Annotated in this window: 23 protein-coding genes; 11 read left to right on the top strand and 12 right to left on the bottom strand. The window is 64.0% G+C overall.

Going from position 1 to position 25,385, the window contains the following annotated elements; all coding sequences use genetic code 11:
* Nucleotides 1-2: 2 nt before the first annotated feature.
* Nucleotides 3-1,091 (bottom strand): ABC transporter permease, encoded by a 1,089-nt coding sequence (locus IC50_RS33465; protein ID WP_035715468.1) that lies wholly within the window; start codon nucleotides 1,089-1,091, stop codon nucleotides 3-5.
* Between the two features lie 76 nt (nucleotides 1,092-1,167).
* Nucleotides 1,168-2,631 (bottom strand): CmpA/NrtA family ABC transporter substrate-binding protein, encoded by a 1,464-nt coding sequence (locus tag IC50_RS33470; protein ID WP_035715470.1) that lies wholly within the window; start codon nucleotides 2,629-2,631, stop codon nucleotides 1,168-1,170.
* Between the two features lie 332 nt (nucleotides 2,632-2,963).
* Between IC50_RS33470 and IC50_RS41690 the strand changes: the two genes are divergently transcribed.
* The 3 genes from IC50_RS41690 to IC50_RS33480 all read left to right on the top strand — a co-directional run bounded on the left by IC50_RS41690 (nucleotide 2,964) and on the right by IC50_RS33480 (nucleotide 5,997).
* Entirely contained in the window at nucleotides 2,964-3,116 is a 153-nt protein-coding gene (locus IC50_RS41690) for a hypothetical protein (RefSeq protein WP_157461178.1), read from the top strand.
* Nucleotides 3,117-3,360: 244 nt separating this feature from the next.
* Nucleotides 3,361-4,200: a formate/nitrite transporter family protein gene (locus IC50_RS33475; protein WP_035715473.1), complete on the top strand. Its 840-nt coding sequence runs from the start codon at nucleotides 3,361-3,363 to the stop codon at nucleotides 4,198-4,200.
* A gap of 60 nt (nucleotides 4,201-4,260) precedes the next feature.
* A complete protein-coding gene (locus IC50_RS33480; protein ID WP_035715475.1) occupies nucleotides 4,261-5,997 on the top strand; it encodes a bifunctional protein-serine/threonine kinase/phosphatase in 1,737 nt (578 codons plus the stop codon).
* A 75-nt stretch (nucleotides 5,998-6,072) separates the two neighbouring features.
* On the opposite strand, the gene IC50_RS33485 is transcribed toward IC50_RS33480, so the two are convergent.
* Nucleotides 6,073-6,942, bottom strand: a complete 870-nt coding sequence (locus tag IC50_RS33485; RefSeq protein ID WP_035715477.1) for an SDR family oxidoreductase — start codon at nucleotides 6,940-6,942, stop codon at nucleotides 6,073-6,075.
* Nucleotides 6,943-7,043: 101 nt separating this feature from the next.
* Here IC50_RS33485 and IC50_RS33490 point away from each other — a divergent pair, with 101 nt between their 5' ends.
* On the top strand, nucleotides 7,044-7,937 hold the full coding sequence (locus IC50_RS33490) for a LysR family transcriptional regulator (protein WP_035715480.1): 894 nt from the start codon (nucleotides 7,044-7,046) through the stop codon (nucleotides 7,935-7,937).
* A 16-nt stretch (nucleotides 7,938-7,953) separates the two neighbouring features.
* On the opposite strand, the gene IC50_RS33495 is transcribed toward IC50_RS33490, so the two are convergent.
* Entirely contained in the window at nucleotides 7,954-8,871 is a 918-nt protein-coding gene (locus IC50_RS33495; RefSeq protein WP_035715482.1) for a dioxygenase family protein, read from the bottom strand.
* Nucleotides 8,872-9,034: 163 nt separating this feature from the next.
* Between IC50_RS33495 and IC50_RS33500 the strand changes: the two genes are divergently transcribed.
* Complete coding sequence (locus IC50_RS33500; RefSeq protein WP_035715485.1) at nucleotides 9,035-10,309, top strand: serine hydrolase domain-containing protein; 1,275 nt, start codon at nucleotides 9,035-9,037, stop codon at nucleotides 10,307-10,309.
* Nucleotides 10,310-10,361: 52 nt separating this feature from the next.
* Here the strand turns inward: IC50_RS33500 and IC50_RS33505 are convergent, their stop codons facing one another.
* The 3 genes from IC50_RS33505 to IC50_RS33515 all read right to left on the bottom strand — a co-directional run bounded on the left by IC50_RS33505 (nucleotide 10,362) and on the right by IC50_RS33515 (nucleotide 13,274).
* Complete coding sequence (locus IC50_RS33505; protein ID WP_035715487.1) at nucleotides 10,362-11,681, bottom strand: TRAP transporter large permease; 1,320 nt, start codon at nucleotides 11,679-11,681, stop codon at nucleotides 10,362-10,364.
* Nucleotides 11,678-12,193: a TRAP transporter small permease gene (locus IC50_RS33510; protein WP_035715490.1), complete on the bottom strand. Its 516-nt coding sequence runs from the start codon at nucleotides 12,191-12,193 to the stop codon at nucleotides 11,678-11,680. The genes IC50_RS33505 and IC50_RS33510 overlap by 4 nt, the downstream gene beginning before the upstream one ends.
* Before the next feature lie 82 nt (nucleotides 12,194-12,275).
* Nucleotides 12,276-13,274 (bottom strand): TRAP transporter substrate-binding protein, encoded by a 999-nt coding sequence (locus tag IC50_RS33515; protein ID WP_035715492.1) that lies wholly within the window; start codon nucleotides 13,272-13,274, stop codon nucleotides 12,276-12,278.
* Nucleotides 13,275-13,656: 382 nt separating this feature from the next.
* On the opposite strand from IC50_RS33515, the gene IC50_RS33520 reads away from it, so the two are divergent.
* Nucleotides 13,657-15,114, top strand: coding sequence for a sensor histidine kinase (locus IC50_RS33520; RefSeq protein WP_050991177.1), 1,458 nt, complete (start codon nucleotides 13,657-13,659; stop codon nucleotides 15,112-15,114).
* Nucleotides 15,115-15,375: 261 nt separating this feature from the next.
* Here the strand turns inward: IC50_RS33520 and IC50_RS33525 are convergent, their stop codons facing one another.
* Together IC50_RS33525 and IC50_RS33530 are read right to left on the bottom strand one after the other, a co-directional pair.
* Entirely contained in the window at nucleotides 15,376-16,107 is a 732-nt protein-coding gene (locus IC50_RS33525; protein ID WP_035715495.1) for a cytochrome c biogenesis CcdA family protein, read from the bottom strand.
* Nucleotides 16,108-16,312: 205 nt separating this feature from the next.
* Nucleotides 16,313-16,549 carry a hypothetical protein gene (locus IC50_RS33530; RefSeq protein ID WP_244429701.1) on the bottom strand — a complete coding sequence of 79 codons (237 nt, stop codon included), beginning with the start codon at nucleotides 16,547-16,549 and terminating at the stop codon, nucleotides 16,313-16,315.
* 511 nt (nucleotides 16,550-17,060) lie between these two features.
* Here IC50_RS33530 and IC50_RS33535 point away from each other — a divergent pair.
* From IC50_RS33535 to IC50_RS33550, 4 genes are all read left to right on the top strand, one after another.
* Complete coding sequence (locus IC50_RS33535; RefSeq protein WP_035715501.1) at nucleotides 17,061-18,110, top strand: LysR family transcriptional regulator; 1,050 nt, start codon at nucleotides 17,061-17,063, stop codon at nucleotides 18,108-18,110.
* 29 nt (nucleotides 18,111-18,139) lie between these two features.
* On the top strand, nucleotides 18,140-18,511 hold the full coding sequence (locus IC50_RS33540) for a helix-turn-helix domain-containing protein (RefSeq protein WP_020608151.1): 372 nt from the start codon (nucleotides 18,140-18,142) through the stop codon (nucleotides 18,509-18,511).
* 287 nt (nucleotides 18,512-18,798) lie between these two features.
* Complete coding sequence (locus tag IC50_RS33545) at nucleotides 18,799-19,620, top strand: enoyl-CoA hydratase (protein WP_035715503.1); 822 nt, start codon at nucleotides 18,799-18,801, stop codon at nucleotides 19,618-19,620.
* A gap of 104 nt (nucleotides 19,621-19,724) precedes the next feature.
* A complete protein-coding gene (locus IC50_RS33550; protein WP_035715506.1) occupies nucleotides 19,725-20,006 on the top strand; it encodes a hypothetical protein in 282 nt (93 codons plus the stop codon).
* Between the two features lie 34 nt (nucleotides 20,007-20,040).
* Here IC50_RS33550 and IC50_RS33555 read toward each other — a convergent pair whose 3' ends face one another.
* The 3 genes from IC50_RS33555 to IC50_RS33565 all read right to left on the bottom strand — a co-directional run bounded on the left by IC50_RS33555 (nucleotide 20,041) and on the right by IC50_RS33565 (nucleotide 23,744).
* Nucleotides 20,041-21,120, bottom strand: a complete 1,080-nt coding sequence (locus IC50_RS33555) for an isocitrate/isopropylmalate dehydrogenase family protein (RefSeq protein ID WP_035715508.1) — start codon at nucleotides 21,118-21,120, stop codon at nucleotides 20,041-20,043.
* Nucleotides 21,121-21,256: 136 nt separating this feature from the next.
* Complete coding sequence (locus IC50_RS33560; RefSeq protein WP_035715510.1) at nucleotides 21,257-22,324, bottom strand: alcohol dehydrogenase; 1,068 nt, start codon at nucleotides 22,322-22,324, stop codon at nucleotides 21,257-21,259.
* Nucleotides 22,325-22,547: 223 nt separating this feature from the next.
* On the bottom strand, nucleotides 22,548-23,744 hold the full coding sequence (locus IC50_RS33565) for a CaiB/BaiF CoA transferase family protein (RefSeq protein WP_035715513.1): 1,197 nt from the start codon (nucleotides 23,742-23,744) through the stop codon (nucleotides 22,548-22,550).
* Between the two features lie 182 nt (nucleotides 23,745-23,926).
* Between IC50_RS33565 and glgA the strand changes: the two genes are divergently transcribed.
* Nucleotides 23,927-25,342 (top strand): glycogen synthase GlgA, encoded by a 1,416-nt coding sequence (gene glgA / locus IC50_RS33570; protein ID WP_035715516.1) that lies wholly within the window; start codon nucleotides 23,927-23,929, stop codon nucleotides 25,340-25,342.
* Nucleotides 25,343-25,385: the final 43 nt, after the last annotated feature.

Raw genomic sequence — 25,385 nt, forward strand, 5'->3', positions numbered from 1 at the left:
CATCAGCGCTGGCTGGAGAAAGTGAAGGCGGACTGCAACGCGTACATCACGCGATCCAGCAGGAAGCCGATGATGCCGATCGTCAGCACGGCGACGATAATCCGTGCGAGCGACTGAGACGAGCCGTTCTGGAATTCATCCCAGACGAATTTTCCAAGCCCCGGATTCTGGGCCAGCATCTCGGCCGCGATCAACACCATCCAGCCGACGCCGAGCGAGAGCCGCAGACCGGTGAAGATCAGCGGGAGCGAGCTCGGCAGCACCAGCTTGGTGATGGTACGCCACGTCGGCAGCTGCAGCACGCGCCCGACGTTGAGCAGATCCTTGTCGATCGAGGCGACGCCAAGCGCGGTGTTGATCAGCGTAGGCCACAACGAGCATAGCGTCACGGTGATCGCGGAGATAACCAGCGATTTCGGCAGGAACTCCGAGGGATTCACATAAAGCGCCGAAACCACCATCGTCACGATCGGGAGCCAGGCCAGCGGCGACACCGGCTTGAAGATCTGGATCAGCGGGTTGAGCGCGCCGTTCATGGTCTTGGACAGGCCGCAGAGGATGCCGAGCGGAACGGCGACGAGTGTCGCCACCACGAAGCCGAGTGCGACCGTCACGAGGCTGGTCACGATCTGATCGAAATACGTCGGCTTCCCCGCATAATTTCGATGGCGAACCTCCTCGGGATGCCCGTCGGCGACGGCCTTGGCGTTGCGCGCATCCTGGCGCTCGTAGAAGGCCGCCTGCTTGGCGCGCTCGGCGCGATGGTCGGCATAGAGGTTCTGCGCCTGAACCCACACCTCGGCCGGACCGGGAATGGCACCGAGCGAGGTCTTGACCTGCGGCGCGGCCAAGGCCCATGCCAGGAGAAAGGCACCGATGCCGACAAGCGGCACCAGCAATCCCTGCCGCAACTCCTTCAACTGGGGCTTGACGATGTCGCCGGCGGCGATGCGCGCAAGCGGCGCAAGCCAGCCGAGGCCCAGGATGTTCAGATAGACGGCTGCGCCATTGATGCGCGCGAGCATTCGCTCGCGGCGCGCGCGCTTTGCCTCTTCCGCGGTGACGTCAACATATTCGCTAACCAATGCCATTTGCATATTCCCTTGGCGTCCACCGCCGGATTGCGAGCAGGGCGCCGGGCCGCAACAGCGGCCCGGCTGCGTTTTCTCAGCCGTCGATGACCTTGGCACCGTCGATCTTCTGCTTGCCCTTCAGGCCGATCTTCAGGCTGTCGATGTAGGCGTTGGGCTTGCGGCCGTCGTAGGTGATGCCGTCGATGAACTCGGATGTCGGCGCGCGGTAGCCGTCGGTGTCCCAGGGAAAATCTTCCTTCCTGGCCTTGCCGTCGGCGACCAGAAGCTTGGCCGCGGCTAGATAGAGATCGGAGCGGTACACGCTCTTCGCCGTGTCGTGATACCACGCGTCGGTCTTGGCTTCGCCGATCTGCCCCCAGCGGCGCATCTGGGTCAGGTACCAGACGGCGTCGGACTGGTACGGATAGGTGGCGAAGTAGCGGAAGAAGACGTTGAAGTCGGGTATCGGCCGCTTGTCGCCCTTCTCATATTCGAAGGTGCCGGTCATCGAATTGGCGATGACCGCCTTGTCGGCACCGACATATTCCGGCTTCGAGAGCAGCTCGACCGCCTTGGCGCGGTTGGCATTGGCGTTCTCGTCCAGCCACATCGCGGCGCGGATCAGCGCCTTGGTGAGAGCAAGCACCGTATTCGGGTTCTTCTCGGCGAAGGCCGCGGTGATGCCGAATACCTTCTCCGGGTTGTTCTTCCAGATCTCGTAGTCGGTGATCACGGGCACGCCGATGCCCTTGAAGACGGCAGCCTGGTTCCAGGGCTCGCCGACGCAGTAGCCGTTGATCGTGCCGGCCTCGAGGGTCGCCGGCATCTGCGGCGGCGGCGTCACCGACAGCAGCGCTTCGGCCGCGACCGTTCCGGTCACGTCCTCGCCCGAATAGAAGCCGGGATTGATGCCGCCCGAAGCGAGCCAGTAGCGAAGCTCGTAATTGTGAGTCGAGACCGGAAACACCATGCCCATCTTGAAGGCCTTGCCGTCGGCCTTCAGCTTCTCGATGGCCGGGCGCAACGTGTCGGCCTTGATCGGATGCACGAGCTTGCCGCTCGCATCCTTCGGGATGCTCGGCTTCATCAATGCGAAGATCTCGTTCGAGACCGTGATGGCGTTCCCGTTGAGGTCCATCGAGAACGGGGTGATGATATGCGCCTTGGTGCCGAAGCCGATCGTGGCGGCCAGTGGCTGGCCGGCAAGCATATGCGCGCCATCGAGCTCGCCGCTGATGACGCGGTCGAGCAGAACTTTCCAGTTGGCTTGCGCTTCCAGCGTGACGAACAGGCCCTCGTCCTCGAAGTAGCCGTTCTCCTTGGCGACGGCCAGCGGCGCCATGTCGGTAAGCTTGATGAAGCCGAGCTTCAGCTCTTCCTTCTCCGGCTTGAGAGCGGCCGCGCGCACCCGGCCGCCGGAGATGGCGTAAGCCGCGGCGGCAGCGCCCCCGGCAAGGAAGGTGCGGCGGTCGAGACCCGTGAACGGGTTCGCGCCAGCGTCGCCAAGGAGATTGCTCTTATGGCGGCCGCGCAAGGACTTATCAGTTGGCTTCGTCATTGAATGTGATGCTCCTTTGTGACCGAAGGACCATCCGCGCACGCCAACTACCCCCACGCGCACAGGAGCGCGTCTCCAGGAAGGCCCCGGATGGCGAAGGTCACGATTCGGATGGGGATCTTCGAGGGACGGCGTCAGTGGCGTCGACCTGCTCTCAAACAAGAAGCGTGCCAAGCCGAACTATTCTGTAACCTACAATAATATCAGCCAGTTATTGCGAAGTCGCCCGTGCCGCGGACCCCGGATGCGCCCGCAAATCCAGCGGATCGCCCAGACTTTGTGCGACGCACAAGAAATGGGCAGAGGTCACTGCGAAGGGGCAGGACGATCACGTGCGCGCCTATGGCGAGGACAGCGACAACGACGGTTTCAGGATCCTGGCAGGGTTTTGTGTTCTGAATAGCCGTCTCATCCGCATCAAATCGGCATCGGACGACGCCGGCGGCGAACCGCATGGTTTGGCACGTGGATTGCTTTCTCCTTGATCACTCAGTCAACGACGACTGCGGTTCGCCGAAATGTTGAGGCCTCCAGGGGCTGAAACGCGCGGAGAGCTTGACCGTGCTTCGCCGGGCCCCCGGCGCAGTCGTCGTGACGCAATCCACGCGAAAACTTGCGCTCCTGGAGTCCGATCGTTGCCGGCTCGCCAATACGCGCGGAAGGGACACGCCGATAACTGCGCGCCCCGGAACGAACGTACCTTCATTCATACGAGCAAAGGAACCATTGATGTCGTATCTCGCGCCTTCGGAATTCGTCACCAAGATGGTGGATGCGGGCGAGTCCAAGATCTTCATGTCCACCCGGGATACCATCATCCGCGCCTACATGGCGGGCGCCATCCTGGCGCTGGCGGCCTGGTTCGCCGTCACGATCAACGTCAACACCGGCCAGCCGCTGATCGGCGCGCTGCTGTTTCCGGTCGGCTTTTCCATGCTCTATCTGCTGGGATTCGACCTTCTCACCGGCGTCTTCGTGCTTGCGCCGCTCGCCCTGATCGACAAGCGCCCCGGCGTCACCCTTGGCGGCGTACTGCGCAACTGGGGTCTCGTCTTCATCGGCAACTTCGCCGGCGCTCTGACGGTGGCCTTCATGATGGCCTTCGTCACGACCTTCGGCTTCACGCAGGCGCCCGACAAGGTCGGCACGGTCATCGGCAATATCGGTGAGGGCCGGACCCTGGGCTATGCCGCGCACGGCGCGGCGGGGATGGCGACGCTGTTCATGCGCGGCATGCTCTGCAACTGGATGGTCTCGACCGGCGTCGTCGGCGCCATGATCTCGACCTCGGTCCCCGGCAAGGTCATCGCGATGTGGATGCCGATCCTGGTGTTCTTCTACATGGTGTTCGAGCATTCGGTGGTGAACATGTTCCTGTTCCCGTCGGGCCTGATGCTGCACGCGAAGTTCTCGATCATGGACTATCTGATCTGGAACGAGATCCCGACCGTGCTCGGCAACCTCGTCGGCGGCCTCGCCTTCACCGGCATGACCCTCTACGCCACGCATGTCATGACCCTGCCGAAGCGCCAGGTCGACAAGGCCGCGAAGCCCCGCGTCGCGGCCTGATCGAATACATCTCGACAGGGGAGCCTCGCCCGATCAGGGTGAGGCTCCCCTCTCCTGGTGATGACGATGACCCGCGGACTCCTGATTTCGGTCGGCCAGCATTCCGACAAGGGTCGCAAGCCCGTCAATCAGGATTTCCACGGCGTCCTGGTTCCGGAAGAGCCGCTGCTCAGCCTGAAGGGCATCGCGGCGGTCCTTGCCGACGGCATTTCCAGCAGCAGCGTGAGCCAGATCGCCAGCGAGTCGGCGGTCAAGAGCTTCCTGACGGACTATTACTGCACGTCGGAATCCTGGACGGTGAAGACCTCCGCCCGCCGCGTGCTGGACGCGACCAATTCCTGGCTGCACGCACAGACGCGCAAGAGCCAATATGCCCATGACCGCGACAAGGGTTATGTCTGCACCCTCACCGCGATGGTCATCAAGGCGACCACCGCGCACATCTTTCATGTCGGCGACTGCCGCGTCTACCGCCTCGCCGGCAAGGCGCTCGAGCAGCTGACCGACGATCACCGCATCATCGTGTCGTCGGAGCAGACCTATCTCGGCCGCGCGCTCGGCATCAATCCGCAGCTCGAGATCGACTATCAGGCCTTCGAGGTCGAGGCCGGCGACACCTTTCTGCTGGCGACCGACGGCGCTTACGAATTCGTCGACGCACGCTTCGTCACGAGCGCGCTGAACGAGCATGCGGGCGATCTCGACGCGGCGGCGAAGACCATCGTCGGGGAAGCTTACCGGCGCGGCAGCGCCGACAACATCACCATCCAGATCCTGCGCATCGATGCGGTCCCGCAGCGCGAGCCGGCCGGCATCTTCAATCAGACCGCACAATTGCCGCTGCCTTCGCTGCCGGAACCGCGCGCGATCTTCGACGGCTACCGGATCGTCCGCGAGATTCACGGTAGCAGCCGCAGCCACATCTACCTCGCCGTCGACATGGAGACCGAGCAGCCGGTTGCGCTCAAGCTGCCGTCAGTCGATCTGCGCGACAACGCCGCCTATCTCAAGCGCTTCCTGATGGAGGAGTGGATCGCGCGCCGGATCGACAGCCCGCATGTGCTGAAGCCGCTGTCGCAGTCGCGGCGCCGCAGCTATCTCTACGTCGCGACGGAATTCGTCGAGGGGCAGACCCTGAAGCAGTGGATGATCGACAATCCGCGCCCCGATCTCGAAACCGTACGCGGCATCATTGAGCAGATCGCCGCGGGCCTGCGCGCCTTCCACCGCATGGAGATGCTGCATCAGGATCTCAGGCCCGACAACATCCTGATCGACAAGACCGGCACCGCCAAGATCATCGACTTCGGATCGGTCAGGGTGGCCGGCGTGGCGGAGGCCGCACCTCGCGACGAGGCTGACGAAATCCTGGGAACGGTCCAGTACATGGCGCCGGAGTATTTTCTCGGTCAGGGCGGCTCGCCGCGCTCCGACATGTTTTCGCTGGCCGTGATCAGCTACCAGATGCTGACGGGAAAGCTGCCCTACGGCACCCAGATCGCCCGGATCCGGCGCAAGGCGGACGTGCGGAGACTCAAGTACCGCTCGGCCGACGACGATCGCAACGTGCCCGCATGGGTCGACGGCGCGCTCCGGCGCGCGCTGCATCCCGATCCCTACAAGCGACACGAGGATCTGTCGGAGTTCATCTTCGAGCTGCGCACGCCCAATCCGGCCTATCTTGACACGCGGATCACGCCGCTCCTGGAGCGCAGCCCGCTGATGTTCTGGAAGCTGACCTCGGCGACCCTCGCCTGCGCGGTCGTCGTGCTGCTGGCGTTGCTGCACGCGCGCTGATCGAGACTGCTCGCTCACCATATGATCAATGGCGAGCGATGCAGCCAGGCCTCAGCGCGCCGCTCAAGCAAGCCCTCAGACGGAAGTTGCGATCTCGGCAACGAAGTCGCGATAGGAGCGCAAGGGACGGCCCAGAATATCGGTCAGACGCTTGACGTCGCCGGCTTCGGGGACCATTCCCTCCGTGAGGAAGCGCTCGCTCATCACCCGCATGTCGAAGGCCATCCAGCCCGGCATGGACTGCCTGAGGTTCTTCTCGAAGCCCGCAGTGTCGTCGCCGCCATAGGCGATCGAGCGCCCGAGCACCTCCGACCAGATTGCAGCAGCCTTGGCACCGGTGATCGTTTCGGGACCAACGAGATTGATGCGCTCGAGCGGAAGCGGCGCGGCGGATGTCTCGCGGCGGATCAATTCGATGGCCGCAACCTCGCCGATATCGCGCGCGTCGATCATCGCAAGTCCCTTACTGCCGATCGGCATGGGGTAGACGCCGTATCCGGTCACGGCGTCCTTGATCATGAGCTCGTTGTTCATGAAATAGGCGGGGCGCAGGATGGTCGCCTTGAAGCCCATCTGCTCGATCATGCGCTCGACGCCGAACTTGCCGGCGAAGTGCGGCACGTTCACGTAGCGGTCGCTGTGAATGACCGACAGATAGACGAACCGCTCGATGCCGGCCTCGCGGGCGAGGTTGAGCGCCGTCAGCGCCTGGGTAAATTCATCCGGCACCACGGCGTTGAGCAGGAACAGCGTCGAGACGCCCGAGAACGCACCGCGCAAGGAATCGACATCCAGCAAGTCAGCCTGGGCGACGGCGACACCTGTCGGGAAATTGGTCCTTGCGGGATCTCGAACGAGCGCGCGCACATCGGCGCCGCGCTTGACGAGTTGCTCGACGACCTGGCGGCCGATCGTGCCGGTTGCGCCGGTAACGAGGATAGTCATGGGATCACTCCGGTTTGGGTCTGAAGACACCCGAAAGTTAGCGATCCACATGCGAGCCGATAGACGTTATATTTAGACAGATCGTTTCATGAGTGGAACAAATGGATTTGCTTGCCCTTGCCGACTTCAATCTCGTCGCCCGCCACGGAGGGTTCGGAAAGGCCGCCCGCGCCACGGGACGTCCGAAAGCGACCTTGTCCCGGCGCGTGTCGGAGCTTGAAAGCAGCCTCGATTTGCGTCTCTTCGAGCGTGGTGGGCGCCTCCTCAAACTGACCCAGGAAGGACGAGCGCTTTACGAGCGTACGGGCGCACTCCTCACCGAACTCGACGAGACCGCGGCTGCGATCGCGTCGGGCGGGGACAAGCCGAAGGGCAAGTTGCGGATCAGCGCTCCCCTGCTTTTCTCCCAGACTGCCATGGGCCGGCTCGCCGCCGGTTTCGCGCTTAGGCATCCGCAAGTCCGGCTCGAGGTCACGACGGATGATCGTTACGTCGACATGGTCGAGGAAGGCTTCGACCTCGTGATCCGGGTCAATCCCGATCCGGATGAAAGTTTGGTCGGCCGCATCTTCTTGCGCGACCGGCTTGTGGTCGTGGCCAGCCCCACGCTGAAGCGACCGAAGGGCCATATCGCGGTTCCGGTCGTCGTGCGCGGAACGGACGACGCGGCTGCAACCTGGGACATCAGGCGACCGAGCGGCACGTCGCGTATCGCGGTCGATCCGGTGCTTCGCCTGTCATCGCTGATGATGGTTCGCGATGCCATTCGAGCCGGCGTCGGCGCTGCGCGGCTGCCTCTGTCGCTCGCCAGTCTCGATCTGGCCGAGGGCACGCTGGTCCGCTGGGGCGATGTCGACGGGTTCGACATCAACCTGTGGACGCTCTATCCCTCGCGGCGATTGCTCAGCGCGCGCGTCTCCGCCTTCCTCGACTATCTGAAGGACGCCTTTCCGAACGGAACGCCCGACGAGTTGGCAGCCTACATCGGGGGATGACCGAAATGCCGAGGCTTCACGCCGGCTCCGCCGCCTTCACCCCCAGCGGCTTCGGCGCCATGCCGCCGCCGGGCTTGAGGTGGAATTCGTAAGTCATCAGATGCCATCGCCCGTTCGCCTTGGTGCCGTCGGGCATCGCGGCATCGCTCCGCGGCTCGACCTTGGCGATCAGGTCGTCCTTGACCCCGAACACCACGTCGGAATCGAGATATTTGTCGCCGCCGATGAAGACGTGGGTGATCAGCGGCTCATGGCCCTTGGCATTGACCAGGAAGTGCACATGCGCGGGGCGCATCGGGTGGCGATTGGTCTGCACGATCATCTCGCCGACCGGGCCGTCGGTCGGGATCGGGTAGGTGCACGGCAGGATGGTGCGGAAGAAGAAGCGGCCGTCGCTGTCCGTGATGAAGCGCGCCCGCGCAGAGGCGCCGACCTCGTCATAGTTCGGCTTCTGGGAGTCGTAAAATCCGTCATCATCGGCATGCCAGACATCGACGGGAACGTTCGCGAGCGGCTTGCCCTCGAGATCGGTGACGCGGCTCTGCACGAACATCTTCTCGCCGGTGAGATTGTGCGGCGAGATGTCCGTGCCATGCGCGGTCACCTTGTGCTCGCCGACATAGAACGGACCGAGCACCGTGGTCTCGGTGGCGCCCTCGCGGTCGCGGTGGTTGACGGCGTCGACCAGCATGGAGACGCCGAGCACGTCTGACAGCAGGATGAACTCCTGGCGCGTGTCGGTGCATTTCTGCCCCGTTCGGGTCAGGAAATCGATGGCGTATTCCCATTCCTCGAAGGTCAGGCCGGTCTTGCTCACATAATCGTGCAGCGACTTCACCAATTCCTGGAGCAGGAATTTTGCCCGCGTATCAGGCGTCTGGTCGAAGCTCCGAACGACGGCTTCGGTGAGTTCGGTCTCGTTGAACTGGGTCATGGTGGGTTTACCCTGCGTTTTTCTGGTTGGCCCCCTGGGGCTCCTTCGAGGCGTTCCAGGGTGCAGCCTACACCAGCCGGCGGCCTCGCGTTAAGCGCGTCCGGCTTGGAATGGGGCCGCCGTTTGGCTATCACCGTCCTCGAGAAACTGCCCGGAGGAACTGATGCTCGCCCCCACCCCCGCCTCGCCCGAATCCGTCGGCATGTCCAAGGCCGCGCTCGACCGCGTCGATGCGCATCTCAGGCGCCGGTACATCGATGCCGGCCGTTTCCCGGGCACGCAGCTCCTGGTCTATCGCCGAGGCAAGATCGCCCACAACTCGGTGCAGGGCTTCGCCGACGTCGAGCGCAAGGTCCCGGTCAAGGACGACACCATCTACCGCATCTATTCCATGACCAAGCCGCTCACCAGCGTCGCCTTCATGATGCTGGTCGAGGAAGGTCTCGTCGCGATTGACGAACCGGTCGCCAAATACATTCCGGAATGGAAGGATCTCGGCGTATTCGTCGCCGGCACCTACCCGGCCTTCCTGACCCGGCCGCCGTCGCGGCCGATGCTGATCGTCGACCTGCTGCGCCACACCTCCGGCCTCACCTACGGCTTCCAGCAGCGCTCCAATGTCGATGCCGCCTATCGCAGTGAGAAGATCGGCGAGGTCGAGAAATCAGGCACGCTCCAGACCATGATCGAGGGCCTGGCAAAGATCCCACTGGAATTCTCGCCGGGCGAGTCCTGGAACTATTCCGTCGCGACCGACGTGATCGGCTACCTCGTCGGCAAGATCTCGGGGATGCCGTTCGAGCAGTTTCTGAAGCAACGCATCCTCGATCCACTCGGCATGACCGACACCGATTTCCATGTGCCGGCCTCGAAGGCGCATCGCTTCGCCGCCTGCTACTCGGCGGACCCCGGCGGCGGAATGACCTTCCATGCCGGCCAGCGCCGCGAGGGCATCACGCTGCAGGACGATCCGACGACGAGCTCGTTCCTGTCACCGCCTTCCTTCATCTCCGGCGGCGGCGGCCTGTGCTCGACCGTCGCCGACTACCTCACCTTCTGCCGCGCGCTGCTCAACGGTGGTGAGCTCGGCGGCGTCAGGCTGATCGGGCCCAAGACACTGGCGTTGATGACGACGAACCACATCCCAGGCGATCGCGCGTTGCCGGAGGTGTCGCGGTCGCTGTTTTCGGAAGCGACCTATAACGGCATCGGCTTCGGTCTCGGCTTCGCCGTCACCATGCGCCCGGCCGAGACGCTGATCGCCGGCAGCCCCGGCGAATACAATTGGGGCGGCGCGGCCACGACCTCGTTCTGGATCGACCCGGCCGAAGAGCTGATCACGATCTTCATGACGCAGGTGTTGCCGTCGAGCGCCTACCCGATCCGGCGCGAACTGCGCAGCATGGTCTACGCCGCGATCACCGAGAGCAATCTGTAACACATCGAAACGATCCCGTGGCCGCCGGCCGCGGGATCGCGCGATCCGATCCTCATTTGAGCATCTGCGGCACGATCAGGCGCGGCAGGAACAGCGACACACTTGGCCAAACGATGACTGCCGCCAGCACGAGCAGCATCGGTATCAGCATGATCACGGTGTCCTTCAGGGCATAGCGCAGCCGCACGCCGGCGATCGAACAGGCGATCATCAGACAGAGGCCATAGGGTGGCGTCACCAGTCCGAAGGCCAGCGATACGATGGAAATGATCGCGAACTGGACCGGGTGGAGATCGACGGACTTGGCGAGCGGCTCCAGCACGGTGCCGACGATGATGATCGCCGGGATCGCGTCGAGGAAGCAGCCCACGACCAGAAAGCAGAAGGAAATGAAGAAGCCGGCCGCCACGGTGCCCATGCCCCATGTCGAGACGTTCGCCAGCAGCTCTTGCGGGATCCTGTAATAGGCGAGCAGCCAGCCGAACGCGCTTGCAGTGCCGACACAAAACAGCGCCACGCCGGCAAGGCGCCCGGTATCGAGCAAGGCCTTGTACAATTCGCGCGGACCGGTCTCGCGGTAGAAGAATGTCGAGAGCGCAACGGAATAGAGCACCGCGACGCAGGCGGACTCGGTCGCGGTGAACCAGCCGAGCAGAATGCCGCCGACGATGATGAACGGCGTCATCAGCGCCGGTATCGACCGCCAGATGGCGCATCGCATCTCCACCCAGGTCGCTTTCGGATAGGTGGGGTAGCCCCGGCGCACGGCATAGATGTGCACCGTCGTCATCTGCGCGCCCGCGATCAGCAGGCCCGGCACGATGCCGGCCAGATACATCGCCGCAATCGAGGTCGAGATCAGCCCACCCCACACGATCATCAGGATCGAGGGCGGAATGACGACAGCGAGCACCGCCGACACCGCGGTGATGGCGATGGAGAACGACAGGTCGTAGCCCTCCTTGTTCTGCGCATCGATGAAGATCTTGGACTGGCTCGCCGCATCGGCAGTGGAGGAACCGGAGATGCCGGCGAAGAACACCGACAGCACGACGTTGATCTGCGCCAGCGATCCCGGCCAGTGCCCGACCATCGAGCGCGACAGCGCCACCAGGCGGTCGGTGATGCCGCCGATGCTCATCAGGTTCGCCGTCAGCAGGAAGAATGGCACCGCCAGCAGGATGAACGAATTGTACGCATTGAAAGTCTCCTGCGCGAGCATCATCAGCGACAGGCGCGGCTCGATCAGCAGGATCGGCACGCAGGCAAGACCAAGCGCGAAAGCGACCGGCACGCGCAGGATAAGCAGGCCGATGAACACCCCGAACAGCACCATCGCAGCCTGTCCGGCAGAGAGTACAGTCCCGTTCATCGCCTCGCCCCAAACAGAACGCGCATTTCATCGATGATCTGCTCACCCGCAAACACGATCCACGTCGCGCCGGTCACGGGCCAGGCGACGTGAATCAGCCAGAGCGGCAGATCGGCCAGTTCCGACGTTCTGTTCCAGGCAAAGCGGGTGAACTCGATGCCGGCGGATACGAACACCAGCGCCAGCGCCAGCACGCCGAGCCGGGCGAAGATCCGCACCGCGGCCTCCGACCGCCGCGACAGGTCGGGCCACACGTCGACCTCGAAATGCTGCGCCTCCCGGATGCCCACCATGGCGCCGATCATGATCGTCCAGACGAACAGGAACCGCGCCATCTCCTCGGTCCAGATGTAGGAGGGAATGAACGGCGTGTAGCGGGAGATGATTTGCAGCGTGACCGGAACAACGATGATGCCGACGCAGGCGGCCAGCAGGAATTCCAGCAATTTCGCATAGGCCGCGGTGACGCGACGCCACAGCGACGGTGTGGACGGAACGTGCATTTCGGACATGGGAGCTCCGTACGGCGCTCATCCGCTGCGTCCGGGCAAGAAGCGGGACCTGCCCGGACTATCGTCGGCGGACAGAGCGACCTCAGACGACGTTGATCTTCTCGAAAATGCCTTCCGCGCCAATCTCCTTGGCGTAGGCGGCCATCACGGGGTCGGCGAGCTTCTTCATGGCGTCCCGCTCCTCGAAAGGAACGCGCTTGAGCTTGCCGGCCTTCTCGAGCGTGTCGAGCTTGACGACCTCTTCGCTCGACTCGAGCTGACGGCCGTAATCGCCGGCTTCCTTGCCCGCCTTCATGATCGCGTCCTGCAAGTCCTTCGGCAAGGTCTTCAGCGTCTTCACCGAGAAGCAGATCGGCCGGATCGACACGGCGTGCTGGGTCAGGCTGAGATGCGGGGCCACTTCGTAGAACTTCATCGCCTCGACGCCGGCCGCCTCGTTTTCGCCGGCCGATATCACCCCATTCTGGATCGCGTTGTAGATTTCGTTATAGGCGATCACGGTCGGGCTCATGCCGACGGCCGCAAAGGTCTTCGACCAGATCGGCGCGCCTTGCACGCGAACCTTGAGCCCCTTGAGATCGGCGAGGTTCTTGAGCGGCTTGTTGGCGAAGATGTTGCGGATGCCGCCGCCGGCATAACCGATCAGAACGACCTCGGCCTTGGTCGCGACCTCGTCGGCGATCGGCGCCAGGATGTTGGCCTCGACGACTTTGTTCATGTGCTCGATGCCCTTGAAGACGAAGGGCGCATCGATGAACGGGGCCGCCTTGGCGAAAGTCGACATGTGGGCCGGCGAGACGATGCCGTAATCGACCGCCTTGCCCTGCGACATGTACTCGAAATACTGCTTCTCGAGGCCGAGCGAGGAGTTCTTGTGCAGGGTGAAGTTGACGGGCTTGCCGTAATACTTCTTCACTAGTTCCTCGAACCGGATCAGCGCCCGGTTGAAGGCATGGTCGTCATTGAACTGGACCGCGCCGTTCAGCGTGATCGGGGCTTGCGCCCTGAGGATCGACGGCATGCCTAGCGTAGCAGCCGCAGTGGTTGCACCGATACCGGCGAGAAATGACCTTCGCTTCATCGTCTCCCCTCCCTTTGATGCTCCGCCCCTGTCGCCGGGCCGTGAGCGCAGCCGCTATGCGGCTTGCGTCCAGGGAGGGTATGAAAAACCATGGCGGCACGGAAGCCAAATTCGCAGGCTTCGTCCGGGCAGTGACGAGCCCTCCGCTGATTCAATTCGACGCAGGCTCGGCGGTCACGCCTTCTGTTGCACTGCACCCTTCATCTCTCGCCCCTTCTCACGAGGACCGAAGCACGCGTGGCCCATGACCAATTGTGCAGTGGCGCAACGCCGTTCCTGCACTATGCTTCGGTCGTCCGGCGCCGTCGCGCCGGAACCGGGACGCCTGCGTTTGTCAAAGCTCACCCTTCCGGTCCGGCTCGCTCTCCTCGTCGCGGGAACGATGTTGCCGCTGATGGTCTTTGCCGTCGGGCTTGCCTATTCCAACTATCGCCAGGATCGCACCGAGGCGACACGCCGGGTGCTCGAGACGGTGCGAAGCATGCGCGTGGTGCTCGATTCTGAAGTGCAGCGGGTGACGGGCGGCTTGCAGGTGCTCGCGCTCAGCGATTCCCTGCAAAGCGGTGATTTCGACGGCTTCCGTCGGCTGGCAGTCGGTTTCATCAGCCAATATGGCGGGGACAGCATTCTTCTGCTGGCCGACAGATCCGGCCACCAGCTCTTTTCGACCGTCACGACGGACACGGCGAATCTGCCAACGCGCAACAATCTGGAGATCGTCGAGCGGGTGTTTGCAAGCAAGGCGCCGCAATATTCCGACCTGTTCGTCGGTTCGACCAAGAAACGGCCGATCGTGACTGTGGAAGTTCCTGTGCTGCGCAATGGCGAGGTCGCCTACGCGCTCTCCTTCAGTCCGCCGATCGCGATATTCCAGAAATTGGTCGAGCAGCAGCGGCCGAACGATCAATGGACGGTGTCGCTGCTGGACACCAAGGCTCGCGTGTTCGCGCGTACACCCAACCCTGCCGAGACGTTCGGCAAGCAGGCTTCCGGCGCACTCTACGATGCGATGTCCCGCGCGCCGGAGGCCGCGCTTTCGACCGTTTCGCTCGATGGCGTCGCGCTGTCTTCCGCCTTTGCCAGATCGCAACTGACTGGCTGGACGGTCGTGGCGGGCGTCGCCGAGAGCTCGCTGATCGCGCCACTCTGGCGCGACATCGCAATCACGAGCCTGATCGGCGGCATCCTGCTGCTGGTTGGCCTCACCTTCGCCGTGCGGATGGCCACCACGATCGCGCGCGGCGAGATGCTGCACAATCTCCTGATCGAGGAGCTCAATCATCGCGTCAAGAACACGCTGGCGCTGATGCAGGCGATCGCGGTGCAGACCTTCCGCAGCGCCAGCCGTGACGAGCGGACCAAGTTCGAGGGCCGGCTCGGCGCGCTGGCCGAAGCACATAACCTCTTGAGCCAGGAGAAATGGGCAGGCTCGGAGCTGAGGGACGTCATCGCCCGCGCGCTCCGGCCGTTCCTGCTCAGCAATCCCGACCGCATCCGCATGGCCGGCCCGGCCGTGCCGCTGTCGCCGCGGCTCGCCGTGGTGCTGTCGATGATCGTCCACGAGATCGCCACCAACGCCGCGAAATACGGCGCGCTGTCCAACGAGACCGGCCGGGTGACGCTGGACTGGGAGATCATCGCCGATGCGCCGAAGCCGCGGCTGCGGCTGATCTGGACCGAGATCGGCGGACCGCCGGTGACGGCACCGGTACAACGCGGCTTCGGCTCGCGCCTGATCGAGCGCAGCGCGCGCGATCAGCTCGGCGGCGAGGCAACCGTCGACTTCCTGCCGCGCGGCGTGGTCTGCACGGTTGTCTGCGCGCTGGACGAGGCGCCCTGAACGGAAGACGCCGTCACACCGGTGCTCCGCTATGCGCCAAGACGCGTCATGAACCATCAAGCGATATCACGAACCCTCACTGCGTGATCGCGTTCCGCGTCGCGAGTTGTCGTTCGCAGGCCATTTTCGCGCGATCTCCGCTCGACATCCGTCAATCTGAGCGGCGTGCGTTCATGAAAGTGCGCGCCTGCCCGGGCTGACGGGCGAAACGCGGAGCGATTGGCGCGGACGCGTGCGTTAGCAGCCGCCTCGGCACCGGGTCTATCCGATCGTCTGCAGCGCCGGAAACGTCTCGAGCAGCCAGATGCTCACGTTCGAGACCGCGCCGGTGAGAAAGCCGATGCCGGTGATCACCATCAGGACGCCCATGGCGCGCTCGACATTGACGAGGTGGCCCTTCATGCGCGCGAACAGCGCGGAGAACTGTTCGATCATCAGCGCGGCGATCAGGAAGGGAATGCCGAGGCCCGCGGAATAGACCGCGAGCAGTCCGGCGCCCTTCATCACCGTGGCTTCCGCCGCGGCGATCGAGAGGATCGCCGCGAGGATCGGGCCGATACAGGGCGTCCAGCCGAAGGCGAAAGCGAGGCCCATGATATAGGCGCCCCAGAGGCCGACCGGTTTGGGGATCGGCAGCCGCCCCTCGCGCATCAACAGGCCGATGCGTGTCAGGCCGAGGAAGTGCAGGCCCATGATGATGATGACGATGCCGGCGAGGATCGACAGTTCCGCCGACCAGGCACGGATCAGCCCGCCGATCAGCGAGGCGCTGGCGCCGAGCGCCACGAACACCGTGGAAAAGCCGAGCACGAACAGAAGCGCCGACATCATGATCGCGCGCTTGGAGGCAGCGGCCGGCTCGTCGCTCTCGACATGCTCGATCGTGGCGCCCGTGAGGTAAATCAGATAGGGCGGAACCAGAGGCAGGACGCAAGGCGAGAGGAAGCTGACGAGGCCGGCAATCATCGCCGCCGGGATCGAAACATTTTGCATGATGCAGTCAGAGCCATCTCAGGTGCCGGTACGGCGCGCAAGGGGTGCGCCCGGCCCGGAGCCGAACGGCTCTGGTGTAGCCGATGCCAGAGAATGCGCAACAGAGGCGCACGAAACCAAGGCTCCTCCCGATGCCCTCCGTGATCACAGATGCGGCATCGGGACGCGCACAAACCTCGCCAAAAAGCGAGATCCGGCGGCGCGGCTACTTCACCACGCGGAGCAGCGGACGCCGGGGCTGGTCCTGCGTCTGCTTGGAAGGGGTCAGCGGCTCGCTCGCAGCGCTCCGCAGCATTTCGTCGCACAGCGCCTTGAGATCGGCACTGTCAATTCCTTTCAGTTTCATCCGCATGTCGAGGATGACGATGGACAGCATCTCGGCCGACTCACGGCTGTGGCACTCATTGAGAACCCTGCGGCACTCCTCGAGCGTTTCCAGCACCGACTGCAACTTTTCGTCTGAATGCGACACTGGTGTTCTTTCCGTTAATTCGACCTGCGAGACGCGTTTGTGACGTTCTCTTCGGCCCCCATGGAAGACCGAAGATAGCACGAGGCTACTGCGCCCCCGAACCCGATGTCAGTGTGTTTCTGCCGCGGAACCGCGGTTCCGTCCGCTATCGCCGTGCAGCGCCATTGGCGATCGCCAAACTGCTCCGGGAGCAAACGCCTGACGCGGTGTGATCGATCCATCAAGGGGGACCGCACCCGCGCTCGCGCGAGAATTTCAATTTCGGACAGCGCCGACAATCCCGCAGCCATCTCACGGCTCGCAACGGAACTCACGCCACACCCCCACTCGTGCGATAGTCTGCCCGATCCCCAACCCATGACAGCACTCCAATACCGCCCGCAAGGTAGTAAGGATGACGTTCAAAACTCGTCATTCCCCAACCCGCAGTGGTTGTGGTTTGCGCCAGATTCTGCCAGTTTAGCGTCCCGAAAGGACTTGTATGCACTCCTTGGCGGAAAGGGGCGTTCCGCCGGCGGAACGCCCAAAGACAAATCTCAGCGGCCTCTCGGATTGGGATGCGGCCCGCATATTTCTGGAAGTTGTCCGGTGCGGAAGTTTCCGCTCGGCGGCCGAGCGCCTGTCGCTGTCGATCAATGCGGTGCGCCGGCGGATCGACGATTTCGAACGCCAGACCGGCACGACCCTGTTCACCCGCGACGTTCACGGCACCCATCTGACCGATGAAGGCGCATTGGTGGTCTCCGCCGTCGAGCGCATGGAGGCGGCCACCTTCGACGTGCTGCGCGCCAGCGATTCGATGGCCAATGCCTTGTCCGGCGAGGTCCGGGTTGCCGTCACCGAGGGGCTCGGCACATTCTGGCTGGCCCCGCGCCTGGTCGAATTCCAGCAGGCCTTTCCGAAGATCCTGGTGGACCTGCATTGCGCGATGCGCTCGGCCGATGTCTCGCGCCATGAGGCCGACGTCGCCATCCATCTGTCGCGTCCCTCCGCGCTCGACATCAAGCTGGTGCGGCTGGGCCGCATGCATCTGATGTTCTGGGCCTCCGAGAAATACATCGAAAAGCATGGCGCGCCGCGAACGGCGGCGGAATTGATCAAGCATCGCCTGGTGCTGCAATTCGCCGACCAGCTCGCCGCCAAGGAATCCTTCGAGAGCTTCTTCCCGGGCGTTTCAGAACGTGACCTTCTGGTCATGAAGACGAACGTCTCGAGCGCCAACTACTGGGCGGTCGCGAATGGCGCCGGCATCGGCGTATTCCCGAGCTATGCCATTGCGCTTGGAGGGAGGTTGATTCCACTGGAGGTCGAGCTGAACCGACCGCTGGATATCTGGTTGTCCTACCATCCCGGTAGCGGCCGTATTCCGCGGGTGCGGCACATGATTGACTGGCTGATCGACGCTTTCAATCCGGCTCGCTTCCCGTGGTTTAAGGAAGAGTTCGTGCACCCGCATGAATTCAAGGACTCGTATATGGGCGAACCCCTGACCCAGCTCTTCGGGGGATTTTCAACCGAAGAACAAAGGTGAGAACAGAGATGAAAGCAGCGGCGAAAAGAATGAAGCAGCGCAGCGCCGGCAAGCCGGACATTGAGCTTGGCAAGCGGATCCGTCTGCGGCGCGTCGAGATGAAGATCTCGCAGGCCGAGCTCGGCGAAAAGCTGGGCGTCAGCTTCCAGCAGGTCCAGAAATACGAGAAGGGCGTCAATCGCGTCGGCGCGGCCCGGCTTCAGCAGATCGCCTCCGCCCTCGATGTGCCCGTGACCTTCTTCTACGACGGCGACAACAAGGCCCGCGAAGTCGAGAGCCTGCTCTTCCTCGACTCGGCCTTCAGCCTCCGCCTGCTGCGCGCCTACAGCAAGATCAAGGACCAGACGGTGCAGCGTCAGCTCGTCTCGCTGATGGAATCGATCGCGGCGAACGAGAGCTGAGGTCGGTCGGCGCTCTGGCCTTTACGGCCGATGTTCAATCCGCCGCGTCACGGGGGCGCGGCCGGATTGGACGAGATCCGACGAGATATGCCTGCCCGCGCGCTTGCGCGCGGTCTGTCGCGGAGCGGCTCGGCCGCTCTTTCTTCTTTGCGGTTTCGCCATTCGTCGAACTTCGCGCGCCATGCAATCGCAGCACAGGCGGATGCAAGCTCTCATCCCCTGCGCCGGTTGACCGCGGCGCCGGCGACGCCGCACATTGCGCTCGGCCACCGACAAGCGAGCGCGCGATGCCCGATATTTCCAGCACGACCGGAACTCCCTACGCCGACGGCAAGATCCTCAAGCACTCGGCCGATGGTGTCGGCGTGATCACCTTCAACAATCCCGACAAGCGCAACGCGATGTCGCTGGAGATGTGGGAGGGATTTGGCGAGGCGCTGACCGCCTTGCGCGACGACGACACCGTGCGCGTCGTGATTCTGCGCGGCGCCGGGGGCAAGGCGTTCGTCTCGGGCGCCGACATCAGCCAGTTCGAGAAGGTCAGGCACAATGCAGCAGCGTCCGAGGAGTACGCCAAGCGCAGCGCCGCCCAGCGTGCGCTGCTCGCCGACTATCCCAAGCCGACCATCGCCTGCATCGACGGCTATTGCCTCGGCGGCGGCATGCAGGTCGCGATGCTCGCCGACATCCGCCTCGCCTCGCATGGCAGCCAGTTCGGCATCCCCGCAGCCAAACTCGGCATTGCCTACGGCTTTGACGGCTTGCGGCATCTGGTGTCGCTGGTCGGACCGTCCTGGGCGCGGCTTCTGATGTACACGGGCATGCGGATCGATTCCGCCGAGGCGCTGCGCATCGGTCTCGTCGAGCGCCTGTTCCCGGTCGACGAACTCTGGGGCGAGACCATGACGATCGCCGCGACGATCGCGCAAAACGCCCCGCTCGCGATCAAGGCCGCCAAGATCACCATCGCGCAGGTGCTGAAGGACGAAAGCGCGCGCGACATGGAGGTGATCAAGGCGATCGGCAACGCCTGCATGGATTCGGAGGATTTCCGCGAGGGCCGGCAAGCCTTCATGGAGAAGCGCAAGCCGAAGTTCCGGGGTCGCTGAAGCTGAACCGGCGTTCAGGTAGATTAAATTCCTCATGCAACTTTACACAGCCGCAACCACTTGATGTCGCAAAAGTTCTCCCGCCACCAACGAGGGAGATTACGATGACACTGAAATCTGCTGTTCTTGGTCTGGCTGCCGTCGGCAGTGTGGCCCTCGCGTCGGGACCGGCCCTCGCGGCAATGCCAAACGGCATCCCGCAGGCGGACAAGATTGCAAGCGGTCCGGCGGCCGACGTCGAGCAGGTGCGTTGGGTGTGTAACCCCTGGGGCCGCTGCTGGTGGCGCCCGAACTATTATCGCGCCTATGGCTATTACGGCGGCCCGCGCTTCTACGGCCCGCGTCCGTGGGGCTGGCGTCATCACCATCACTGGCGCCGCTGGTGAACGACAAAGGGGCCCTCGGGCCCCTTTCCTTTGATTACAGCGCTGCCAGCACCGCCTTCGTAAGATCCGCCGTGCCGTTGCTGCCGCCGAATTCCATCGGCTTGATGCCGCCGGCGTAGACCCGGTCGACCGCGCGCTCGATGGTCTCGCCCGCCTCGGCCGCACTCTCCACGCCATGCTTGTCGGCGAGCCAGTCCAGCATCATCGCCGCCGACAGGATCATGCCGGTCGGATTGGCCTTGCCCTGCCCCATGATATCGGGTGCGGTGCCGTGGCACGGCTGGAACACCGCATGCTTGTCACCGATGTCGGCCGACGGCGCCATGCCGAGGCCGCCGATCAGGCTCGCGGTGATGTCGGAGACGATGTCGCCGAACATGTTCTCCATCACCATCACGTCGAAATCCCAGGGGCGCTTGACCAGCATCGCCGAGCAGGCATCGACATAGAGCCGGTCGGTCTTCACCTCGGGATGCTTCTTGGCGATCTCGTCGAAGATGCCGCGGAAGAACGCAAATGCCTTGAACACGTTCGCCTTGTCGACGCAGGTGAGCATTCCCGGCTTGCCGCGCGCCCTGCGCCGCTCGGCCAAGCGAAACGAGAACTCGAACAGGCGCTCGGACGTCCTGCGGGTGATCACCATGGTCTCGCGCGCATCCTCGTGGGTGACGACGCCCTTGCCCATGGAGGCGAACAGGCCTTCGGTCGATTCCCGGATCACGACGAGATCGATGCCGCGTCGGTCGGCGCCGACGATCGGGCTCGGCACGCCCGGAATGAGCCGCGCCGGACGCACGCCGGCATAGAGATCGAAAATGAAGCGTAGCTCGATCTGCGGCGCGATCTCGGTATTGTCAGGATAGCGCACCGACGGCAGTCCGCACGCCCCGAGCAGGATCGCATCCGCCTCCTCGCACAGCCGAACCGTGGACTCCGGCATCGACTTGCCGGTCGCGAGATAATTGTTGGCGCCGGCCGGCGCCTCGGTGAAGCGAAAGCTCAAGCCGGATTTCTGCCCGACCTTGCGCAGGACCTCGAGGGCCGGCGCCATGACTTCGGGACCGATGCCGTCACCGGCGAGCACGGCAATGTGGAAGGCGTTGTTGGCGGACATTTGAAAGACCTCAGGAAGTAGCTAGCCAAGTCGTCATTGCGAGCGAAGCGAAGCAATCCAGAACTGCATCCAACGGAGACATTCTGGATTGCTTCGTCGCAAGGGCTCCTCGCAATGACGGCGGAGAGAGCGACGACTACGGCGTCAGCACGGTGCGGCCGACCACCGCGCCCTGCTGCAACTGCACCAGCGCGTCATTGGCCTTGGCGAGCGGTTGCCGCGTCACCGGAATCGGCGGCACCTTCTTCGCTCGCACGAGTTCGAGCAATTCCTGCGTTTCGCGCAGATTGCCGACATAGCTGCCCTGAATCGTGACGGCCTTGATCGGAATGAGCGGCAACGCCCAGGTCGCGCCGCCGCCGAACAGGCCGACTATGACGAGCTTGCCGCCCTTGGTCAGGCAGTCGAAGCCGAGCTGCGTCGTGGCGGCGTTGCCGACAAGGTCGATCACGGCGCGAATGGGGCCTCCCGCTTTCCTGGCAAGCTGCTCCAGCGCATCCGGCGCCTTGGGATCGACGGTCGCCAGTGCGCCGGCCTTCTCGGCCGCTTCACGCTTCTTCGCGTCGATATCGACCATGATGGCGCCCTTGCCGCCCATGGCCTTGAGCAGCGACAGCGCCATCAGCCCGAGGCCGCCGGCGCCGAACATCACGATCGGCGTATCGAAATGCTGCTCGACCTTCTTCAATGCGCTGTAGGTGGTGACGCCCGAGCAGGCATAGGGCGCGGTCGTCGCTGGATCGAGCCCCCGGAGGTTGAGCAGGTAGCGCGGATGCGGCACCAGCATGTGATCGGCATAGCCGCCGTCGCAATAGACGCCGAGCGAGCGCGGCGTCAGGCACATGTTCTCGTCGCCGCCGAGGCAGGTCGCACATTTGCCGCAGCCGATCCAGGGATAGACCAGACCGACATCGCCGACCTTCAGATCGCCCTGGTCGGTCGGCTTCACATCGGGACCGAAGGCCAGGACTTCGCCGACGGTCTCGTGGCCCATCGTGAGCGGCAGGTTGATGCCGCGGTCCTTCAGTGACAGCGGCTTGCGGCCATGGCCGAGATCGTAGCCGCCTTCCCAGATGTGGAGATCGCTGTGGCAGACGCCGGCCGCCTTCACCTTGATCAGCACCTGCGTGCCCGATGGCTGCGGCGTCGCCTCGTCGACCTCCAGCAGCGGCGCCTTGAAATCGGCAACCTTGAAACTCTTCATTGGCGTCCTCCCGGCATGCTTCTCATTCTCTGCACAGCATGCCATGGCCGGCGAGACGAGACAAACCCGGAAGCGGTCTTAGTTCGGGCCCGCGGATGCTGGCAAGCGGCGAATCCCGACGTCTCGGATCGTTGAATGACTTGGGGCGAGATTGGCGACAAAGGCTCGCCACGGCAAGAGAATGGCACGAGAGTCCAAACGCCGCATGCGGCGGCGATGCTGCTCAATATGTCGCCGCCGTCTTGCCCGACGGAATTGGCGTATCGCCTGCGAGGCCGATCTCGTCGCGCAGCGCATCCGTGTGTTCGCCAAGCACAGCCATCGTCTGGCCCGGTGTCGTATCGGCGCCGGACATCCGGAACGGCAAATTGAGCACCCGGAAGGAGCCACCCTGGTCCCGCACCTCGGAGAGCGCTTGCCGATGCGCAAGCTGCGGATCGGCCAGCGCCTCGGACACCGTGCGATAGGCCGAGGCGGGCACGCCGGCAGCACCAAGCGCGACGAGGCATGCATCGGTCGTGAGCGCACGCGACCAGACCTCGACGCCGTCCATCAAGTCCGCCCAGTTCTCGCGGCGCGCGGCATAGGTCGCGAAGCGTGGATCGGAGATCCATTCGGGGCGCCCGATAACGCTCATCAGTCCCTGAAACGTCTTCTCACTGGCGACCGTGATCATGACATAGCCGTTTTCCGTCTCCGTCGGGCCGAACATCGGGCGCGGCGGCGGCTTCACCGCGAATTGTGCGCTCTGCAGTTCGACCACCGTCAAGGTCAGCATCGATTCCAGCATAGAAACGTCGATGTGCTGGCCAAGCCCGGTCACGGTGCGCTGGTAGAGTGCGGACGCAATTGCGCCAAAACCGTAGGTGCCGGTGACGACGTCGGCGTGGTAGATGCCGCAATAATCGGGACGATTGCGGCCCGGCTGGTAGGCCAGATGCGCCATATCGTAGCCGGAGGCCGCATGGATCACGGGAGCGTAGGCCGGAAGTTCGGCCGAGGGGCCGGTCTGGCCGTAGCCGGAGATGGAGCAGTAGATCAGCCTCGGGTTGACCTGACACAGCCTGTCGTAGTCGAGCCGCAGCCGGCGCATCACGCCGGGGCGGAAATTCTCCACCAGGATGTCGGCCGTCGCGGCCAGCCGGCGCACCGCCTCCCTACCGTCCTCGGACTTGAGGTCGAGAACCACGCTCTTCTTGCCGACGTTGAGTTGGCCGAACACGGTGCTGCACCCCTTGCGCAGGGGAGGCCGGGTCCGCATCGTCTCTCCGCCGTCGGTCTCGATCTTGATGACTTCGGCACCCATGTCGGCGAGCATCCGCGTGCAATGGGGACCGGCGATGGTGGTCGAAAAATCCAGGACCCGCAAACCCGCCATGACCTTTGTCAACGTCCCCTCATGCTTATCTGCTAGCTGCATCGCCGGAGCCTTTGGAACCTTCAATGTTCTCTCTTGTTGATGCGGCGACCCTAGAGGGCGGCGGCCGAGTAGGAAAGTGTTTACCGCGCGGACGCGTCGCGTGGGCGGGGCTTTGAGAATTCCAGGACAACTGGACCCGTTCTTGCATAGCAGCAAACGGGATCGGAAGAGGGCGGCTGTTCTTGAGGGTCTTGTTCGTCACCACAGAGATGGACGACTTCGTCCGCGTTGGCGGACTGGGCGCGGTTTCCGCCGCCCTCCCCCGTGCGCTTCGCTCCTTCGCCGACATCCGGATCATGCTGCCCGGCTATCGCGACATCATCGAGCAGCTCACGCACATTGAGATCGTTGGCCGCTGTCCCGCATTCGCGGAGATGCCGGCCTGCTCGCTCGGCCGGGCCGCGACCAAGGACGGCCTGCCGGTCTATGTGCTGTTGTGCTCGCAACTCTACGATCGTCCAGGCAACCCCTATGGCGACGAGTCCGGGCGCGATTGGCCCGACAACGACATCCGCTTCGCGCGCTTTGCCTCGGCGGCGGCTGAGCTCGCGATGGGCAAGCTGGACAAGAATTGGGCAGCAGATCTGATCCATGCCAATGACTGGCAGGCCTCGCTCGTGCCGGCGTACCTTGCCTGGCGCGGCGCCAAGCTGCCGTCGATCCTGACCATTCATAACCTCGCCTATCAGGGCCTCTTCCCGAAGGACTCGCTGCGGCGGATCGGCGCACCGGAGAGCGCCTTCCACATCGACGGCGTCGAGTTCTACGACCAGGTCTCCTTCCTCAAGGCCGGGCTGGTCTACGCCTCGCACCTCACCACCGTCAGCGGTACCTATGCCCGGGAGATCACCACGGCCGAGTTCGGCTGCGGCCTGGAGGGCCTGCTTCGCCTGCGCTCGGACGCCGCCGAGCTCACCGGCATCCTCAACGGCATCGACGAGAGCTGGGACCCGCGCTCCTGCGCCCAGCTCGCCCAGCAGTTCGGCGCCGGCGACTGGGTCGGCAAGAGAGCCAATGCGGATTACGTGCGCAAGCAGTTCGGGCTCGCGGTCTCCCGCGGCCCGATGTTCGGCATCGTCGCACGACTCGTGCACCAGAAGGGCATCGACCTCGTGCTGTCGGCGGCCGACGAGATCGTCGACGCCGGCGGGCAGATCGTGGTCACCGGCTCCGGCGAGCCGGCGCTCGAGCAGGCCCTGATCGACGCGCATCGCCGCCGCCCCGACGCCATTGGCGTCGCGATCGGCTTCAACGACGCCCAGGCGCGCCGCATCTTCGCCGGCAGCGACTTCACGCTGATGCCGTCGCGCTTCGAGCCATGCGGCCTCAGCCAGATGTATGCCCAGCGCTTCGGCTCGCTGCCGATCGGGCACCAGACCGGCGGCCTCGCCGAGACCATCACCGACGGCGAGACCGGATTCCTGTTCTCGAAGCCCTCGCGCGAGTCCTTCCTCGGCGGCGTCCGCCGGGCCTTCTCGGCCTTCATGACGCAAGACCAGCTCGATACGATGCGCCGCAGCGCCATGGGACGATCGTTCTCCTGGAGCATCTCGGCCGGCAGCTACAGCGCACTGTACCGGAAGCTGGCGTCGGTGTGAGGCCGAGGCACTTCCGCATACTCCGTCATTGCGAGCGCAGCGA

This window comes from Bradyrhizobium genomosp. I (2014) (assembly GCF_000261685.1).
Taxonomy (GTDB): Bacteria; Pseudomonadota; Alphaproteobacteria; order Rhizobiales; family Xanthobacteraceae; genus Bradyrhizobium.

Excerpts from the sequence above, each read along its gene's own strand:
- IC50_RS33465 (WP_035715468.1), bottom strand. The coding sequence starts at position 1,091 with ATGGCATTGGTTAGCGAATATGTTGACGTCACCGCGGAAGAGGCAAAG.
- IC50_RS33470 (WP_035715470.1), bottom strand. The coding sequence starts at position 2,631 with ATGACGAAGCCAACTGATAAGTCCTTGCGCGGCCGCCATAAGAGCAAT.
- IC50_RS33475 (WP_035715473.1), top strand. The coding sequence starts at position 3,361 with ATGTCGTATCTCGCGCCTTCGGAATTCGTCACCAAGATGGTGGATGCG.
- IC50_RS33480 (WP_035715475.1), top strand. The coding sequence starts at position 4,261 with ATGACGATGACCCGCGGACTCCTGATTTCGGTCGGCCAGCATTCCGAC.
- IC50_RS33485 (WP_035715477.1), bottom strand. The coding sequence starts at position 6,942 with ATGACTATCCTCGTTACCGGCGCAACCGGCACGATCGGCCGCCAGGTC.
- IC50_RS33490 (WP_035715480.1), top strand. The coding sequence starts at position 7,044 with ATGGATTTGCTTGCCCTTGCCGACTTCAATCTCGTCGCCCGCCACGGA.
- IC50_RS33495 (WP_035715482.1), bottom strand. The coding sequence starts at position 8,871 with ATGACCCAGTTCAACGAGACCGAACTCACCGAAGCCGTCGTTCGGAGC.
- IC50_RS33500 (WP_035715485.1), top strand. The coding sequence starts at position 9,035 with ATGCTCGCCCCCACCCCCGCCTCGCCCGAATCCGTCGGCATGTCCAAG.
- IC50_RS33505 (WP_035715487.1), bottom strand. The coding sequence starts at position 11,681 with ATGAACGGGACTGTACTCTCTGCCGGACAGGCTGCGATGGTGCTGTTC.
- IC50_RS33510 (WP_035715490.1), bottom strand. The coding sequence starts at position 12,193 with ATGTCCGAAATGCACGTTCCGTCCACACCGTCGCTGTGGCGTCGCGTC.
- IC50_RS33515 (WP_035715492.1), bottom strand. The coding sequence starts at position 13,274 with ATGAAGCGAAGGTCATTTCTCGCCGGTATCGGTGCAACCACTGCGGCT.
- IC50_RS33520 (WP_050991177.1), top strand. The coding sequence starts at position 13,657 with ATGTTGCCGCTGATGGTCTTTGCCGTCGGGCTTGCCTATTCCAACTAT.
- IC50_RS33525 (WP_035715495.1), bottom strand. The coding sequence starts at position 16,107 with ATGCAAAATGTTTCGATCCCGGCGGCGATGATTGCCGGCCTCGTCAGC.
- IC50_RS33535 (WP_035715501.1), top strand. The coding sequence starts at position 17,061 with ATGCACTCCTTGGCGGAAAGGGGCGTTCCGCCGGCGGAACGCCCAAAG.
- IC50_RS33540 (WP_020608151.1), top strand. The coding sequence starts at position 18,140 with ATGAAGCAGCGCAGCGCCGGCAAGCCGGACATTGAGCTTGGCAAGCGG.
- IC50_RS33545 (WP_035715503.1), top strand. The coding sequence starts at position 18,799 with ATGCCCGATATTTCCAGCACGACCGGAACTCCCTACGCCGACGGCAAG.
- IC50_RS33550 (WP_035715506.1), top strand. The coding sequence starts at position 19,725 with ATGACACTGAAATCTGCTGTTCTTGGTCTGGCTGCCGTCGGCAGTGTG.
- IC50_RS33555 (WP_035715508.1), bottom strand. The coding sequence starts at position 21,120 with ATGTCCGCCAACAACGCCTTCCACATTGCCGTGCTCGCCGGTGACGGC.
- IC50_RS33560 (WP_035715510.1), bottom strand. The coding sequence starts at position 22,324 with ATGAAGAGTTTCAAGGTTGCCGATTTCAAGGCGCCGCTGCTGGAGGTC.
- IC50_RS33565 (WP_035715513.1), bottom strand. The coding sequence starts at position 23,744 with ATGCAGCTAGCAGATAAGCATGAGGGGACGTTGACAAAGGTCATGGCG.